Source organism: Pseudomonas sp. Bout1, from assembly GCF_034314165.1.
Taxonomy (GTDB): domain Bacteria; phylum Pseudomonadota; class Gammaproteobacteria; order Pseudomonadales; family Pseudomonadaceae; genus Aquipseudomonas.
The window spans coordinates 4,788,075-4,804,146 of record NZ_JAVIWK010000001.1 but is presented as its reverse complement, the minus strand read 5'-3'; the positions used below and the strand labels follow the sequence as shown (position 1 = coordinate 4,804,146).

Here is a 16,072-nt window from a genome sequence, read left to right as displayed (position 1 = left end):
AACAAAGAAAAAAGTACTTTTTATCCGGCCAATAAAAAGCCCTGCGATAAGGCAGGGCTTTTTCAGAGCGGCTGGTTATTAGCTGTGCAGGGTTTCGGCTGCGTACAGGGTGTTTTCCAGCAGGCAGGCGCGGGTCATCGGGCCAACGCCGCCGGGTACCGGAGTAATCCAGCCGGCACGGGGCAGGGCGGTTTCGTACACCACGTCGCCCACCAGCTTGCCATCGTCCTGGCGGTTGATGCCCACGTCGATAACGATGGCGCCTTGCTTGATCCACTCACCCTTGACCAGGCCCGGCTTGCCGGCGGCGACGACCACCAGGTCGGCGCGGCCAACATGACCGGCCAGGTCCTTGGTGAAGCGGTGGGTGACGGTCACGGTGCAGCCGGCCAGCAGCAGCTCCATGGCCATCGGGCGACCGACGATGTTCGATGCGCCGACGATGACCGCGTCGAGGCCGTACAGGTCGACGCCGGTGCTTTCCAGCAGGGTCATGATGCCCTTCGGGGTGCATGGGCGCAGCAGCGGGATACGCTGGGCCAGGCGGCCGACGTTATAAGGGTGGAAGCCGTCGACGTCTTTGTCCGGGCGGATGCGCTCAAGCAATTTGGACGCGTCCAGGTGCTCGGGCAATGGCAGTTGCAGCAGGATGCCGTCGATGGCCGGATCGTCATTGAGGCTGTCGATCAGGTCGGTGAGGGCTTGCTGGGTGGTGTTGGAAGGCAAGTCATAGGCTTTGGAGATAAAGCCGACCTCTTCACAGTCTTTACGCTTGTGCGAGACATAAACCTGAGAGGCAGGATCGCTGCCGACCAGGATCACCGCGAGGCCCGGCGTGCGCAGGCCTTGTTGGCTGCGCTCGGCGACTCGTTTGGCGATCTGCTGGCGCAGGCTGGCGGCGATTGATTTGCCGTCGATAAGTTGTGCAGTCATTACGCGTGATTAACCATCGAGAGGGGGAAGAAAAGTGCGCGCATTCTCGCATGCCGTGGCGTGAGGGCAAAGGCGCTTGGTCTGCAAATTCCCCTAACCCCTTAAATAAAATGAATTTTTTATAAAAAGGATTTGACGGGTTTCGGGTGCATCTATACTATTCGTCGCACTTGTCGGGCACAGCCTAGCACTGGTTAGTTTGTAATCCTCCAAGAGTACAGATTAATAAGGCGCCCGTAGCTCAGCTGGATAGAGCATCCGCCTTCTAAGCGGATGGTCGCAGGTTCGAGTCCTGCCGGGTGCGCCATTAGGCAGCTTTGGCACAAGTGGCGCAATATGGTGGGCGTAGCTCAGTTGGTAGAGCACGGGATTGTGACTCCCGTTGTCGAGGGTTCGATCCCCTTCGTCCACCCCATATTTAAAAAGGCGCCAGATTAATAGTCTGGCGCCTTTGCTTTAAAAGCTTCAAGCGCGGATGTGGTGGAATTGGTAGACACACTGGATTTAGGTTCCAGCGCCGCAAGGTGTAAGAGTTCGAGTCTCTTCATCCGCACCAAATAAAGTTTTGTGAAGGCCTGCTTGGTCCTCATGAAGCTCAACAAATAGCCATTTTGACGGGCTTTTTGGTCACGCAATATGGTGGGCGTAGCTCAGTTGGTAGAGCACGGGATTGTGACTCCCGTTGTCGAGGGTTCGATCCCCTTCGTCCACCCCATATTTCGAAAGGCGCCAGATTAATAGTCTGGCGCCTTTTTTGTTTCAGCGGTTTTAGTTTTAACGCAGTCGCAGGTGTTGGGCTGCAGGGGGAGGGCGTTTCGTCGTATTTATGTTTCGCGATGATGCTGCACTGCTCGCCGGCCTTGCCTGCAGGGCCGGTTGTCAGGGAGATGATTGGCAACCGCTTCTATATATAGAAGGGTTGGCGCAGAGCCCTGGCGTGATGGGATGTATTTGCCACCGGGGCGAGGTGCACTCGTGCATTCGCACCTATAAATTGCCTGCTGTTTTTTTACCCGTTTTCAGTAGGGTGACTTCTTGAGTTTGACCCACTAGAATGCATGCCCTTGATTCTGGGGTCGGAAACGGCCAGCTAACGTCTGTGCAACGAGGAATATCCATGCAAGTTTCTGTTGAAAATACTTCTGCTCTTGAGCGCCGCATGAGCATCACCGTGCCGGCCGAGCGCATCGAGACCCAGGTCAACAAGCGTCTGCAGCAGACTGCCCAAAAGGCCAAGATCGCCGGTTTCCGTCCAGGCAAAGTGCCAATGAGCGAAATCAAGCGCCGCTTCGGTGCCGATGCGCGTCAGGAAGCTGTAGGTGACGTGATCCAGGCTTCCTTCTACGAAGCCGTTGTCGAGCAAAAGCTGAACCCGGCTGGCTCGCCTTCCATCGAGCCAAAGTCCCTGGAAGCAGGCAAGGACCTGGAATACGTTGCAATCTTCGAAGTGTTCCCTGAGTTCGAAGTTGCCGGTTTCGATTCGATCGCTATCGAGCGCCTGAGCGCTGATGTTGCTGACTCCGATCTGGACAACATGCTGGAAATCCTGCGCAAGCAGAACACTCGTTTTGAAGTGGTCGAGCGCGCTGCCCAGAACGAAGACCAGCTGAACATCGATTTCGTTGGCAAGGTTGACGGCGAAGTATTCGCTGGCGGCTCCGCCAAAGGCACTCAGCTGGTGCTGGGTTCCAACCGCATGATTCCTGGTTTCGAAGACGGCCTGGTTGGCGCTAAAGCCGGCGAAGAACGCGTTCTGAACCTGACTTTCCCGGCTGACTACCAGAACCTGGACCTGGCTGGCAAAGCCGCCGAGTTCACCGTGACCGTCAACACCGTTTCCGAGCCTAAGCTGCCAGAACTGAACGAAGAATTCTTCAACCAGTTCGGCATCAAGGAAACCGGTATCGAAGGTTTCCGCACCGAAGTTCGCAAGAACATGGAGCGTGAGCTGCGCCAGGCGATCAAATCCAAGGTCAAGAACCAGGTGATGGACGGTCTGCTGGCCTCCAACCCGATCGAAGTGCCTAAGGCCCTGCTGTCCAACGAAGTTGATCGTCTGCGCGTGCAGGCTGTTCAGCAGTTCGGTGGCAACATCAAGCCTGACCAACTGCCGGCCGAGCTGTTCGAAGAACAAGCCAAGCGCCGCGTAGTGCTGGGCCTGATCGTGGCTGAAGTGGTCAAGCAATTCGACCTCAAGCCTGACGAAACCCGCGTTCGCGAAATGATCCAGGAAATGGCTTCGGCCTACCAGGAGCCTGAGGCTGTTGTGTCCTGGTACTACAAGAACGACCAGCAGCTGAACGAAGTGCGTTCGGTTGTGCTGGAAGAACAAGTTGTGGATACTGTTCTGCAGAAGGCTAAGGTGACCGATAAAGCGGTCTCTTACGAAGAAGCAGTCAAGCCGGCTGAAGCAGCACAAGCCGACTGATCGCTCAACTCGTTTGAAAATACACCCATAAGCCAGCCTCGCGCTGGCTTATGCGTATTCAAGACATGACTATTTGGGAGTAACTGCAGAGCATGTTCCGTAATTCGTATATTCAGCAGAACTCTGATATCCAGGCCGCTGGCGGCCTGGTCCCGATGGTTGTCGAGCAATCTGCTCGTGGCGAACGCGCCTATGACATCTACTCGCGCCTGCTCAAGGAGCGAGTGATTTTTCTGGTTGGCCCGGTAGAGGACTACATGGCCAACCTGATCTGTGCGCAGCTGCTGTTCCTTGAAGCGGAAAACCCGGACAAGGACATCCATCTCTACATCAACTCCCCGGGCGGCTCGGTCACTGCAGGCATGTCGATCTACGACACCATGCAGTTCATCAAGCCGAACGTATCGACCACCTGTATCGGTCAGGCGTGCAGCATGGGTGCTTTCCTGCTGACCGCTGGTGCTGAGGGCAAGCGTTACTGCCTGCCGAACTCGCGCGTGATGATTCACCAGCCACTGGGCGGTTTCCAGGGCCAGGCGTCGGACATCGAAATCCATGCCAAGGAAATCCTCTTTATTCGTGAGCGTCTCAACACGCTGATGGCCAAGCATAGCGGGCACACCTTGGAAGAGATCGAGCGCGACACCAACCGCGATAACTTCATGAGCGCCGAAGCCGCACGTGAATACGGGTTGATCGACGCAGTGATCGAAAAGCGCCCCGCTTAATATAAGCAGCTCAAAATAGGGCTGGTCGGCAAGTCCGACCACCGGTGGACTTGAAAAAGCCCTCAATAGCCTTCATCTTGTGTTGCAAGCCTATCGGATTTGGATCGAACGAATGACTGACACCCGCAACGGCGAGGACAACGGCAAGCTGCTCTATTGCTCCTTCTGTGGCAAAAGCCAGCATGAAGTACGCAAGTTGATTGCCGGCCCCTCGGTCTTTATCTGCGACGAGTGCGTCGACCTGTGCAATGACATCATCCGTGAGGAGGTGCAGGAAGCCCAGGCCGAAAGCAGCGCGCATAAATTGCCTTCGCCCAAAGAAATCAGCGGCATCCTTGATCAGTATGTGATTGGTCAAGAGCGTGCAAAGAAGGTTCTGGCCGTAGCGGTGTACAACCACTACAAGCGTCTGAACCAGCGTGACAAGAAAAGTGACGACGTCGAGCTCGGCAAAAGCAACATCTTGCTGATCGGTCCTACAGGTTCGGGTAAAACCCTGCTTGCAGAAACCCTGGCTCGCCTGCTGAACGTTCCCTTCACCATTGCCGATGCAACCACGCTCACCGAGGCTGGTTACGTAGGTGAAGACGTTGAGAACATCATTCAGAAGCTGCTGCAGAAATGCGACTACGACGTGGAAAAGGCCCAGATGGGCATTGTCTACATCGATGAAATCGACAAGATTTCGCGCAAATCCGACAACCCGTCGATCACCCGGGACGTTTCCGGTGAAGGCGTGCAGCAAGCGCTGTTGAAACTGATCGAAGGGACTGTTGCTTCCGTACCGCCACAAGGCGGCCGCAAGCATCCACAGCAGGAATTCCTTCAGGTTGATACGCGCAACATCCTGTTCATCTGTGGCGGTGCGTTCTCCGGTCTGGAAAAGGTTATTCAAAACCGTTCCACCCGTGGCGGCATTGGCTTCAGTGCAGAAGTACGCAGCAAGGAAGAAGGCAAGAAAGTCGGTGAATCCCTGCGTGAAGTCGAGCCTGACGATCTGGTCAAGTTCGGTCTGATCCCGGAATTCGTTGGCCGTCTGCCAGTGCTGGCGACGTTGGACGAGTTGGATGAGGCTGCATTGATGCAGATCCTCACCGAGCCGAAAAACGCCCTGACCAAGCAATACGCCAAGCTGTTCGAGATGGAAGGTGTGGACCTTGAGTTCCGTGCTGACGCGCTCAAATCGGTGGCCAAGCGGGCACTGGAGCGCAAGACCGGCGCCCGTGGTTTGCGCTCGATCCTCGAAGGCGTACTGCTCGACACCATGTACGAAATCCCCTCGCAGTCCGAGGTGAGTAAAGTGGTGATCGACGAAAGCGTTATAGAAGGCAAGTCCAAGCCACTGTATATCTACGAAAACAGTGAGCCGGCTGCCAAGGCTGCGCCAGACGCGTAAGCGTTGCACCGCAGAGCTGTACAAAATAAAGGGGCCTTCAGGGGCCCCTTTGTTTTTACTGCGTTTAACTGATGCCATTACGCTTGTTTTTTTTGCAGGCAGCCCCCATCTTGGTTTCAAGTTACTTTCATCTGTCATAGAGGCGAAATCATGAAGACAACCATTGAATTGCCTCTCCTGCCGTTGCGTGATGTCGTCGTCTATCCGCACATGGTTATCCCGCTGTTCGTGGGGCGCGAGAAGTCTATCGAAGCCCTCGAGGCCGCGATGACGGGCGACAAGCAGATCCTGCTGCTGGCCCAGAGAAATCCTGCTGACGATGATCCAGGCGAAGACGCCCTGTATCGCGTTGGTACCGTTGCAACTGTCCTGCAACTGCTCAAGCTGCCTGATGGCACCGTCAAGGTGCTGGTGGAAGGTGAGCAGCGCGGTGCGGTCGAGCGCTTCATGGAAGTGGACGGCCACCTGCGTGCCGAAGTGGCGCTGATCGACGAAGTCGACGCCCCTGAGCGCGAATCCGAAGTGTTCGTGCGCAGCCTGCTGTCCCAGTTCGAGCAATACGTGCAACTGGGCAAGAAAGTCCCCGCAGAAGTCCTCTCTTCCCTCAACAGCATTGATGAGCCTAGCCGCCTGGTCGACACCATGGCCGCGCACATGGCGCTGAAGATCGAGCAGAAGCAGGACATTCTGGAAATTATCGATTTGTCGGCCCGGGTCGAACACGTCCTGGCGCTGCTGGATGCCGAAATCGACCTGCTGCAGGTTGAGAAGCGCATCCGTGGCCGTGTCAAAAAGCAAATGGAGCGCAGCCAGCGCGAGTACTACCTGAATGAGCAGATGAAGGCCATTCAGAAGGAGCTCGGCGACAGCGAAGAAGGCCACAACGAAATCGAAGAGCTGAAAAAGCGTATCGATGCTGCTGGCCTGCCGAAAGACGCGTTGACCAAAGCCACCGCCGAGCTGAACAAGCTCAAGCAGATGTCGCCGATGTCGGCCGAAGCCACTGTGGTTCGTTCCTACATCGACTGGCTGGTGCAGGTGCCGTGGAAGGCCCAGACCAAAGTGCGCCTGGACCTGGCCCGCGCCGAAGACATTCTCGATGCCGATCACTACGGCCTCGAAGAAGTCAAAGAACGCATCCTCGAATACCTTGCCGTGCAAAAGCGCGTGAAGAAGATTCGCGGTCCGGTGTTGTGCCTGGTCGGCCCTCCTGGTGTGGGTAAAACCTCGCTGGCGGAGTCGATTGCCCACGCCACCAACCGTAAATTCGTACGCATGGCCTTGGGTGGCGTGCGTGATGAAGCCGAAATTCGTGGTCATCGCCGGACTTATATCGGTTCGATGCCAGGAAGATTGATTCAAAAGATGACAAAGGTGGGCGTGCGCAACCCGCTGTTCCTGCTTGATGAAATCGACAAGATGGGCAGCGACATGCGTGGCGATCCGGCATCTGCCTTGCTGGAAGTGCTCGACCCCGAGCAGAACCACAATTTCAACGACCATTACCTGGAAGTCGACTACGACCTGTCCGACGTAATGTTCCTGTGCACCTCCAACTCGATGAATATTCCGCCAGCCTTGCTGGACCGGATGGAAGTGATTCGTCTGCCGGGTTACACCGAAGACGAGAAGATCAACATTGCCGTCAAATACCTCTCGCCCAAGCAGATTGCGGCCAACGGCCTGAAAAAAGGCGAGATCGAATTTGATGCCGACGCGATCCGCGACATCATTCGTTTCTACACCCGCGAGGCCGGTGTACGGGGCCTTGAGCGTCAACTGGCGAAGATCTGCCGTAAGGCCGTGAAGGAACATGCGCTGGAAAAACGCTTCTCGGTGAAGGTCACCGCTGACCTGCTGGAACACTTCCTGGGCGTGCGTAAATTCCGCTACGGCCTGGCTGAACAGCAGGACCAGGTGGGTCAGGTCACAGGCCTGGCATGGACCCAGGTGGGCGGCGAATTGCTGACCATCGAGGCTGCCGTTATCCCGGGCAAAGGGCAACTGATCAAGACCGGTTCCCTGGGTGATGTGATGGTCGAGTCCATTACCGCCGCGCAGACCGTGGTGCGCAGCCGCGCCAGAAGCCTGGGGATCCCCCTGGACTTCCACGAGAAGCACGACACCCACATCCATATGCCGGAAGGGGCGACGCCCAAAGACGGCCCTAGCGCTGGTGTAGGCATGTGCACGGCACTGGTATCAGCCCTGACCGGGATTCCGGTGCGTGCCGATGTCGCCATGACTGGGGAAATCACCCTGCGTGGGCAAGTGCTGGCCATTGGTGGCCTCAAAGAGAAATTGCTGGCTGCACACCGGGGTGGTATCAAGACCGTGATCATTCCTGAAGAGAATGTTCGCGACTTGAAGGAGATTCCTGACAATATCAAGCAGGATCTGCAGATTAAACCGGTTAAATGGATTGACGAGGTCCTGCAAATTGCGCTGCAATACGCGCCGGAGCCCTTGCCGGATGTGGCTCCGGAGATAGTCGCGAAGGACGAAAAACGCGAGACTGACTCTAAGGAAAGAATTAGCACGCATTAATACGTTTAAGCCTGAGGGCTTCCTTGACAGCTTTTTAGAGCCCTTGTTATAAAGCGGCTCTTAAGTGTCTGTAGGCCATTCAGCACTGGTTTTTGCTTTCACCAAAAAACTTAGAATCATACTCAATAGATATAAGGGGACTTAGAGTGAACAAGTCGGAACTGATTGATGCTATCGCTGCATCTGCTGATATCCCGAAAGCCGCTGCTGGCCGTGCGCTGGACGCAGTAATCGAATCCGTCACTGGCGCTCTCAAGGCCGGCGACTCTGTGGTACTGGTGGGTTTCGGTACTTTCTCTGTGACCGATCGTCCAGCTCGCACTGGCCGTAACCCACAGACTGGCAAGGCTCTGCAAATCGCCGCTGCCAAAAAACCAGGCTTCAAAGCCGGTAAAGCCCTGAAAGAAGCGGTTAACTAAGCTTCGCTCAAGCCTTACCCATCCGGGTCGGACGCAGGTCTGACCTGGCAGCGGAGCGGCAGCTGACCCGAGCATCCATTGGGTCGCCACGCCGGGGGTGTGGGTTCAAACCCCCGTCCGCTCCGCCAGTTACGAGAAGGCGCATCCTCGGATGCGCCTTTCTTCTATCCGGACTCTACCCACGCTCCACGGTTGCCTAATTTTGAAGTTCAACCGTTTCTGGGGGACGCATGCTGCAGAATATCAGGGACAATTCACAAGGCTGGATTGCCAAGACTATTATCGGGATCATCGTCGCATTGATGGCGTTCACCGGTATCGAGGCTATTTTTCAGGCTTCGACCAACAACAAGCAGGACGTGGCCAAGGTCAACGGTGAAGAAATCACCCAAAGCGAACTGGGCCAGGCAGTCGACATGCAACGTCGTCAGCTGATGCAACAGCTGGGCAAGGACTTCGATGCTTCCTTGCTGGACGAAAAGCTGCTGCGCGACGCCGCCCTCAAAAGCCTGATCGATCGCAAGTTGCTGCTGCAAGGCGCGGCCGATTCGAAATTCGCTTTCTCCGAAGCTGCGCTGGATCAAGTGATCCTGCAGACGCCGGAATTCCAGGTGGATGGCCAGTTCAACGCTGAACGTTTTGACCAGGTGATCCGTCAGCTGGGCTACAGCCGTATGCAATTTCGCCAGATGTTGAGCCAGGAAATGCTGATCGGCCAGGTTCGTGCAGGCATTGCCGGCAGCGGGTTTGTTACCGATGCCGAAGTGCTCGCTTTTGCCCGTCTGGAAAAACAGACCCGCGATTTCGCCACCGTCAGCGTCAAGGCCAACCCGGGTGCGGTAAAACTCACCGACGACGAGGTCAAGGCTTACTACGACCAGCACGCCAAAGAGTTCATGACTCCGGACCAGGTGGTTATCGATTACCTGGAACTGAAGAAGGCTTCCTTCTTCGACCAGGTCACGGTCAAGGACGATGAGCTGCAAGCTCTCTATCAGAAAGAAACCGCCAACCTCGCTGAACAGCGTCGCGCGGCGCACATCCTGATCGAAGTCAACGACAAGACCACTGACGAGCAGGCCAAGGCCAAGATCGAAGAGATCCAGGCACGCCTGGCCAAAGGCGAGAAGTTCGAAGCCCTGGCCAAGGAGTTCTCTCAGGACCCGGGTTCTGCGAACAACGGCGGTGACCTCGGTTTCGCTGGCCCTGGCGTCTACGACCCAGCCTTCGAAACAGCGCTGTACGCGTTGAACAAGGACCAGGTCTCGGCACCGGTGCGTTCGAGCTTCGGCTGGCACCTGATCAAGTTGTTGGGCGTTGAAGCACCTGAAGTGCCATCGTTCGCCAGCCTGAAAGACAAGCTGACCCGCGAGCTCAAGACCCAACAGGTTGAACAGCGTTTCGTCGACGCGACCAAGCAACTGGAAGACGCTGCATTCGAAGCTTCCGACCTGGCCCAGCCCGCGTCGGACCTTAAGCTGACCGTGCACACCTCCGCGCCGTTTGGCCGTGAAGGTGGCGAAGGCATCGCTGCAAACCGTGCTGTGGTAACCGCAGCGTTCAGCCCTGAAGTACTGGATGAAGGTGCCAACAGCAGCGCCATCGAGCTGGATCCGGAAACCATCGTGGTGCTGCGTGCCAAAGAGCACTTGAAGCCTACCCAGTTGCCACTGGAAAGCGTTTCCACGGCCATTCGCGCCCAGTTGACCAAGGAGCGCGCAAGTGCTGCGGCGAAGACTCACGCGGACGAGCTGATTGCCAGCCTGCGTGATGGCAAGACCCCGCTGAACCAGCCGGTTGACGGCCAGGCCTGGAAAGTCACCGAAGCGGCCACCCGTGGCCAGGAAGGTATCGAGCCTGCCGTGCTGCAAGCCCTGTTCCGCATGCCCAAGCCTGCGGCCAAGGACAAGCCGACCTTCACCAGCGTGACCTTGCCGGACGGTAGCCTGATGATCGTGCGCTTGAACGCGGTCAATGAAGCTGCTGCCCCGAATGATGACGAGAAGGCTCAGTACCGCCGCTTCCTCGCCTCTCGTGTGGGTCAGCAAGACTTCGCCGCCTACCGCAAGCAGTTGGAAACCAAGGCTGAGATCAAGAAGTTCTGATCTCGTAACAGCCTGAATAAAAAGACCCCGGCCTGAAGAGGCCGGGGTCTTTTTTTATCCGTAGTATTCGGGGGGCGTTCAGTCGATGATTCAGGAGAGCAAGCCGTGAGCAAACGGATCTACATCAGCGGCGCTTCGGGCGCAGGCGTGAGTACCTTGGGCGCCGCTCTGGCAGGCAGCCTTCACCTGCGTTATGTGGATGTCGATGATTACTACTGGTACCCCACTGACCCTCCCTTTGAAAAATCACGCCCACCTGAAGAGCGGATCGCGTTGCTGATTCAAGCGCTTGCTGATTCCCCTTGGGTGCTGTCCGGATCAATGGATGGCTGGGGCGCCGAGGTGATTCAAAACGCTGACCTGGTGGTGTTCCTCGACACACCAACGGCACTGCGAATCGAGCGCTTGAAATCGCGCGAATCGCAACGGTTTGGCTCGCGGATCTTGCCGGGCGGCGATATGCACGAGAACCACCGCAAATTTCTCATATGGGCTCAAAGCTATGAGGCTGGCAGCCGGGCGGGGCGCAGCCGGCCCAGGCATGAGCTGTGGCTCAAGCAGATGACTACACCTGCCATTCGGTTGAACGGGGAAATCGCGGTTGCCGAGTTGGTGACAAAGGTCATCGCCGCGATTTCCGGTTTGACTCAACAACAATCCACCGGCGACTGAGTCAACGAGCAAACTTGAGCTTGCCCCACGTCAGGCCAATCACGGCGGCCAGGGACGACGCGGTCAGCACACTCAGCTTGGCGGCCGACAACAGCGCCGGATCGGAGAAGGCCAGCGACGAGATGAAAATCGACATGGTAAAACCAATCCCCGCCAGCAGGCCCACCAGGGCGACGCCGTTCCAGGTCACGCCTTCCGGCAGTTTGCAGATGTTCAGTTTGACCAGCACGACACTCGCCAGCATCACACCCAGCGGCTTGCCGAGTACCAATGCCAGGATGACGCCCATGAATACTCCGTGAGGCAGTGGGTCGCCGAGGTTGAACCCTTGCAGACTCACCCCGGCGTTAGCCAGGGCAAACAGCGGCATTACGCCGAAGGCCACCCAAGGGTGCAAGCCCGCTTGAATGCGCTGCACCGGCGGTAACATTTCCCGCTGGGCCTGTCGCAATTGCTTTAACGGTTTGGCGACTTGATGCGCGCTTTCAGCTGACTGCGAAAGCCGGTCCATCAGCTCATTGAACGTGCGACCGATAGTGTCGAGAGGGCGTTCCCGGGTGGGTCTGGAAGTGACAGGCGTCATCAGGCCAAGCATTACGCCCGCGAGCGTCGGGTGTACACCCGTCTTCAGCAGCCCAAACCACACAATTGCCCCCGGCAGCAGGTACACAACGGCCTTGCCGACTCCCATCCGTTGAAGCACCAGCACCAGCGCCAAGCCGCAGGCCGCGATCACCAGGCCCATGTAGTCGAGGCTCGCGGTATAGAAGATCGCAATGATCAGGATGGCGACGATGTCATCAATGATCGCCAGCGCCAGCAACAGGATGCGCACGCCAGCGGGGATTGATTTACCCAGCAATGCCAGCACACCCACGGCGAACGCGATGTCGGTGGCGGTGGGCACCGCCCAGCCACTGGCCGCTGCGGTGCCATGGTTGAGCAGGGTGTAGATCAGCGCCGGCATCAGCACGCCACCCAATGCCGCACCCAAAGGCAAGGTGGCCAGTTTCAGGTTGGCGAGTGCGCCGTCCTTGATCTCCTGGCGAATCTCGGCGCCCACCACCAGGAAGAAGATGGTCATCAAACCGTCGTTCACCAGGAAGTGCAACGAGCGCGAGACCGTGAAATCTCCCAGCCCGACAGTGAGCGGGGTATTCCAGAAGTGTTCGTAGGAGTCGGCGACCGGGCTGTTGGCCCAGATCAGCGCGACGATCGCTGCCAGCAGCAACACGATGCCGCTGACCGCTTCGATGCGTGAAAATCGCTCCAATGCAGACAGCGCGCCTTCGACCAAAACCTGGGGGCGAGGAATAGCAGGGTGTTTATCAGGCACGACAAGTCTCCATTGGCGGCCCGACCAATGCTTATCCTTTAACCTGCGCCGTGCCGTATGCAGCAACGCACCCAGGGCGATCATAAGAGTTAAGAAACATCACGTCACGTTTCTGTTTGAACATCGGTTAAACGAAGCGATGCTGTCAGGGCCAGCACGATCAATGCGGCGACCGCCCACGGAAACGAGGTCACTCCCCAACCCTGCAGCAACATGCCGCCGAGCAGGCCGCCACCGGCGATGCCCAGGTTCCATACGGTCACCAGCATCGACTGCGCGGCATCGGCTGAAGCCCCGGCCGCCTTGGCCAATGCCGTCTGCAGCAGTGCCGGCAGGCCGCCAAATGCCAGGCCCCACAATGCAACCGTGGTGTAGATGACTATCGGTGAGGTAATCCAGAACGCCAATGCCAATGCCGACAGCGCGAACATTGCGCAACTGATGACCAATAAGGCGCGCAGCCGCTGATCAATCAGCGCGCCAACGATCCAGATGCCCAGCAGCGCCGCCAGGCCAAACACCAGCAGCACTTGGTCAATGTCTGCGGCAATCCCGGCGGGCACCAAAAACGGCGCGATATAGGTATAGAGAATGTTGTGGGCCAGCACGTAGGTAAAGGTCACAAACAGCACCGCACGAATCCCCGGCAATGCCAGTACCTGACGCAGCCCCAGACGCTTTTCCGCGTGTTCCCCGGCGAAGTCCGGAACCTGCCAGCGCACCCAGGCCAGCAGCACAACGGTAAGGCCGGTCATGATCGCAAAGCTCAGGCGCCAGCCTACGGCGGTGCCCAGGAACGTCCCGGCGGGCACACCCAGTGACAAGGCCAGCGGTGCCCCGAGCATGGCCACGGCAATTGCCCGGCCCTGCAGGTGCGGCGCAACCATGCGGCTGGCGTATCCGGCCAGCAGCGCCCAAAGCAACCCTGCGAATACCCCGGCGAAGAACCTCGCTACGAGGGTCAGCAGGTAGTCGCTGGAAAACGCCGTGACGCTGTTGACCAAGGCAAACCCGCCGATGGCAATCATCAGCAAGGGCCGCCTGCGCCAGCCCCGGGTGGCGATGGTCAGGGGGATGGCGGCTAACAGTGAGCCGAGGGCGTAGAGGGTCACCAATTGGCCCACCAAGGCTTCGGACACTGCGAGGTCGGCGCCCATTTGCGGCAGCAGGCCCGCTGGCATGGCCTCAGTGAGGATGGTGATGAAGCCGGCGGTGGCCAGTGCCAGCAAGCCACCCAAGGGCAGTCGTTCACGGCTCGCGGCAAGCGTTGGGGACGGTAAGGCGCTGTCGCTCATGTTTCGTGGCTCCGGTTTTCAGACAAATGGGCAGGGAACCAGAGTAGGGGGCTGCGGGGCATAGAAAAACAGGCTAAGGTTCCGAACTTATCGGACGCCAACGTCCGCAATCCTCGGGAGCGAGACGATGGACAGCCTGGGCAGTATTTCAGTGTTTGTGCAGGTGGCAGAAACCCGCAGCTTTACCGAGGCCGGGCGCATGCTCGGGGTGTCGTCCTCGGCCATTGGCAAAAGCATCGCGCGCATCGAAGAACGTTTGGGTGTGCGGTTGTTCCATCGCAGTACCCGCAGTATCACGTTGACCAGCGAGGGTGCGCTGTTTCTCGAACGCTCCCGGCGCATCCTGGCCGAGGTCGAGGCCGCCGAACAGGAACTGAGCCAGGCATCCGCCACCCCACGGGGCAAGCTGCGTATCAGCCTGCCGCAAGTGCGCGGCCTGTTGATGCCGGTGCTGACGGATTTCATGCGGGCCTATCCCGAGATCGAGCTGGACGTGGACTTCTCCGACCGCATGGTGGACGTGATCGAAGAAGGCTTTGATGCGGTGATCCGTACCGGCAAGCCCGAGGACTCCCGCTTGATGGCCCGTCACCTCGGGTATTACCGCCTGGTGCTGGTGGCCTCGCCCGACTACTTGCGCCAGCACGGTGCGCCGCGCCTGCCCCGGGACTTGAGCGACCATGCCTGCCTGCGGCACAAGTTCTGCGCCACCGGCAAACTGGAAGCCTGGCCGCTGCGCCCGGAATTAGGCATGCCCGAGCCGGTGCTGCGCGCGCCGCTGGTCTCCACCACCATCGAATCGCTGATGCACGTGGCCCATGAAGGCCTGGGCATTGCCTGCCTGCCAGATTTCATGGTCCGCGAGTCGGTGGAGCAGGGCCGGCTGCAACGGGTACTCGACTACTACCTGGAACACAGCGGCAGCTTTTGGATGCTCTGGCCATCAAGTCGCCATGCCTCGGCAAAATTGCGTGTGTTTATTGACCATATGGGTGAGCGGCTTTTTCCTGCAGACACCGTTCCATAAGGTTGTGACGTTTTACCGACAGGAATTCGCGCGCCAAGGCCACGTTCTGTTGCACAATACCGGCCTGACTGTTTTCCTCAGGATTTTCGATGTCGACATCATTTCACTTGCGTAGCCTCGGGGTAGCGCTGGTGCTGGCGGGCGCTGCGGGCTGCTCGTCACCCAAGACCGCTATTTATGAACATGAGAATTTCGACGACTCCGGTACGTTTTCCCGTGATTACCCGGTCAGTGACACCGCGGCCTGCGAAGCGGCGCGCCGTGCGCTGTTGAGCCAGGGTTACATCATCACCAGCAGCGATCCAAAGCTGGTAGTGGGTAACAAGAGTTTCCAGCAGACCGGCGAGACTCACCTGCAAATCAGTTTCAACGTGGTGTGTGCCGACGATGGCAGTGGTGATCATCACTCGACGATGTTCGCCAACGCCTTGCAGGACCGCTACGCGCTGAAGAAGGTCAACAACTCCGCCAGTCTCGGCGTGGGTGTGCTGGGCTCGGTGTCGATGCCGATTGGTTCCACCGATGATTCGATGGTCAAGGTGGCCAGCGAGACGGTGTCTGCGCCAAAGTTCTACGACCGTTACTTCGCCCTGGTGGACGTTTTCCTGCCGCAGGAAGTGAAAAAGGCTGCGCATATTCCAGAGAAACCCAAGGCTGACCTGGGCATTCCAGAGCCGAAGGCAGCCCCGGTAGCCCCGGCAGCCGATAAGGTTGAGGCGCCTAAAGAAGCGCCAAAAGAAGTCCCCGCCACACCGGCAGCCCCCGTTGTGCCGGCGATAGAGCCTGCGGCATCGGAGCCGGTCGTACCGCCGGCAGAGCCTGCGCCAATTGCGCCAAAGGAAACCCCGGCACCGGCGCCAGAGGCCACCAACCCGGCACTGCCGGCGCCGACCGAAGTGATTCCGCCCCTGCCGACGCCTGCGCAGTAACTACACCGCTACGGGGTTGGCCTTGTCGACGTTGATCCCGTAGCGGCTGATCGCCTGCGCCACCCTGGCGCGGCTGATCATCCCGTCATCCGCCAGCGCCTTCAGGGCCGCCAGTGCAATGAAGTAACGGTCCACCTCAAAAAACTCGCATCTTGAAGTGCAGGAACGTCATGCCACGGACATTTTTTCGTCATGACGGCACTTTAGGCTGGTTGTGCAGGTCACTTAGCAACCCCTTTTCATAAAACAAGGAGTCA

General features: G+C 58.1%; 12 protein-coding genes, 4 tRNA genes and 1 pseudogene. 13 read left to right on the top strand and 4 right to left on the bottom strand.

The features are described 5' to 3' along the window. Nucleotides 1–78 precede the first annotated feature (78 nt). Nucleotides 79–933 carry a bifunctional methylenetetrahydrofolate dehydrogenase/methenyltetrahydrofolate cyclohydrolase FolD gene (gene folD / locus RGV33_RS22285; RefSeq protein WP_322146158.1) on the bottom strand — a complete coding sequence of 285 codons (855 nt, stop codon included), beginning with the start codon at nucleotides 931–933 and terminating at the stop codon, nucleotides 79–81. 230 nt (nucleotides 934–1,163) lie between these two features. Here folD and RGV33_RS22280 point away from each other — a divergent pair. From RGV33_RS22280 to RGV33_RS22230, 11 genes are all read left to right on the top strand, one after another. Beyond that, nucleotides 1,164–1,240: transfer RNA gene (locus RGV33_RS22280), tRNA-Arg, on the top strand. A gap of 32 nt (nucleotides 1,241–1,272) precedes the next feature. Further along, nucleotides 1,273–1,348 (top strand) — tRNA-His (locus tag RGV33_RS22275). Between the two features lie 56 nt (nucleotides 1,349–1,404). Continuing rightward, nucleotides 1,405–1,489, top strand: a tRNA-Leu gene (locus RGV33_RS22270). An 83-nt stretch (nucleotides 1,490–1,572) separates the two neighbouring features. Beyond that, nucleotides 1,573–1,648 (top strand) — tRNA-His (locus RGV33_RS22265). A gap of 402 nt (nucleotides 1,649–2,050) precedes the next feature. Then, nucleotides 2,051–3,361 (top strand): trigger factor, encoded by a 1,311-nt coding sequence (tig, locus tag RGV33_RS22260; protein WP_322146157.1) that lies wholly within the window; start codon nucleotides 2,051–2,053, stop codon nucleotides 3,359–3,361. Nucleotides 3,362–3,453: 92 nt separating this feature from the next. Then, nucleotides 3,454–4,089, top strand: coding sequence for an ATP-dependent Clp endopeptidase proteolytic subunit ClpP (clpP, locus tag RGV33_RS22255; protein ID WP_003174822.1), 636 nt, complete (start codon nucleotides 3,454–3,456; stop codon nucleotides 4,087–4,089). Nucleotides 4,090–4,201: 112 nt separating this feature from the next. Next, a complete protein-coding gene (gene clpX / locus RGV33_RS22250) occupies nucleotides 4,202–5,485 on the top strand; it encodes an ATP-dependent Clp protease ATP-binding subunit ClpX (RefSeq protein WP_003207856.1) in 1,284 nt (427 codons plus the stop codon). A 150-nt stretch (nucleotides 5,486–5,635) separates the two neighbouring features. Then, nucleotides 5,636–8,032 (top strand): endopeptidase La, encoded by a 2,397-nt coding sequence (lon, locus tag RGV33_RS22245; RefSeq protein ID WP_322146156.1) that lies wholly within the window; start codon nucleotides 5,636–5,638, stop codon nucleotides 8,030–8,032. A 146-nt stretch (nucleotides 8,033–8,178) separates the two neighbouring features. Further along, nucleotides 8,179–8,451: an HU family DNA-binding protein gene (locus tag RGV33_RS22240; protein WP_003174819.1), complete on the top strand. Its 273-nt coding sequence runs from the start codon at nucleotides 8,179–8,181 to the stop codon at nucleotides 8,449–8,451. A 230-nt stretch (nucleotides 8,452–8,681) separates the two neighbouring features. Next, nucleotides 8,682–10,556 (top strand): SurA N-terminal domain-containing protein, encoded by a 1,875-nt coding sequence (locus RGV33_RS22235; protein WP_322146155.1) that lies wholly within the window; start codon nucleotides 8,682–8,684, stop codon nucleotides 10,554–10,556. Nucleotides 10,557–10,661: 105 nt separating this feature from the next. Next, the gene (locus tag RGV33_RS22230; protein WP_322146154.1) at nucleotides 10,662–11,228 is read left to right on the top strand and encodes an AAA family ATPase; all 567 of its coding nucleotides are present in this window, start codon (nucleotides 10,662–10,664) and stop codon (nucleotides 11,226–11,228) included. 1 nt (nucleotide 11,229) lies between these two features. On the opposite strand, the gene nhaA is transcribed toward RGV33_RS22230, so the two are convergent. Then, nucleotides 11,230–12,564: a Na+/H+ antiporter NhaA gene (nhaA, locus tag RGV33_RS22225; protein ID WP_322146153.1), complete on the bottom strand. Its 1,335-nt coding sequence runs from the start codon at nucleotides 12,562–12,564 to the stop codon at nucleotides 11,230–11,232. A gap of 104 nt (nucleotides 12,565–12,668) precedes the next feature. Continuing rightward, the gene (locus RGV33_RS22220) at nucleotides 12,669–13,859 is read right to left on the bottom strand and encodes an MFS transporter (RefSeq protein WP_322146152.1); all 1,191 of its coding nucleotides are present in this window, start codon (nucleotides 13,857–13,859) and stop codon (nucleotides 12,669–12,671) included. Nucleotides 13,860–13,986: 127 nt separating this feature from the next. On the opposite strand from RGV33_RS22220, the gene RGV33_RS22215 reads away from it, so the two are divergent. Together RGV33_RS22215 and RGV33_RS22210 are read left to right on the top strand one after the other, a co-directional pair. Next, nucleotides 13,987–14,886 (top strand): LysR substrate-binding domain-containing protein, encoded by a 900-nt coding sequence (locus tag RGV33_RS22215; protein ID WP_322146151.1) that lies wholly within the window; start codon nucleotides 13,987–13,989, stop codon nucleotides 14,884–14,886. An 89-nt stretch (nucleotides 14,887–14,975) separates the two neighbouring features. Further along, on the top strand, nucleotides 14,976–15,815 hold the full coding sequence (locus RGV33_RS22210; RefSeq protein ID WP_322146150.1) for a DUF2242 domain-containing protein: 840 nt from the start codon (nucleotides 14,976–14,978) through the stop codon (nucleotides 15,813–15,815). On the opposite strand, the pseudogene RGV33_RS22205 reads toward RGV33_RS22210, so the two are convergent. Next, nucleotides 15,816–15,962, bottom strand: a pseudogene (locus RGV33_RS22205) (pyruvate dehydrogenase); the annotation flags it as partial. Nucleotides 15,963–16,072: the final 110 nt, after the last annotated feature.

Excerpts from the sequence above, each read along its gene's own strand:
- tig (WP_322146157.1), top strand. The coding sequence starts at position 2,051 with ATGCAAGTTTCTGTTGAAAATACTTCTGCTCTTGAGCGCCGCATGAGC.
- RGV33_RS22210 (WP_322146150.1), top strand. The coding sequence starts at position 14,976 with ATGTCGACATCATTTCACTTGCGTAGCCTCGGGGTAGCGCTGGTGCTG.
- RGV33_RS22215 (WP_322146151.1), top strand. The coding sequence starts at position 13,987 with ATGGACAGCCTGGGCAGTATTTCAGTGTTTGTGCAGGTGGCAGAAACC.
- RGV33_RS22220 (WP_322146152.1), bottom strand. The coding sequence starts at position 13,859 with ATGAGCGACAGCGCCTTACCGTCCCCAACGCTTGCCGCGAGCCGTGAA.
- clpX (WP_003207856.1), top strand. The coding sequence starts at position 4,202 with ATGACTGACACCCGCAACGGCGAGGACAACGGCAAGCTGCTCTATTGC.
- RGV33_RS22235 (WP_322146155.1), top strand. The coding sequence starts at position 8,682 with ATGCTGCAGAATATCAGGGACAATTCACAAGGCTGGATTGCCAAGACT.
- clpP (WP_003174822.1), top strand. The coding sequence starts at position 3,454 with ATGTTCCGTAATTCGTATATTCAGCAGAACTCTGATATCCAGGCCGCT.
- lon (WP_322146156.1), top strand. The coding sequence starts at position 5,636 with ATGAAGACAACCATTGAATTGCCTCTCCTGCCGTTGCGTGATGTCGTC.
- folD (WP_322146158.1), bottom strand. The coding sequence starts at position 933 with ATGACTGCACAACTTATCGACGGCAAATCAATCGCCGCCAGCCTGCGC.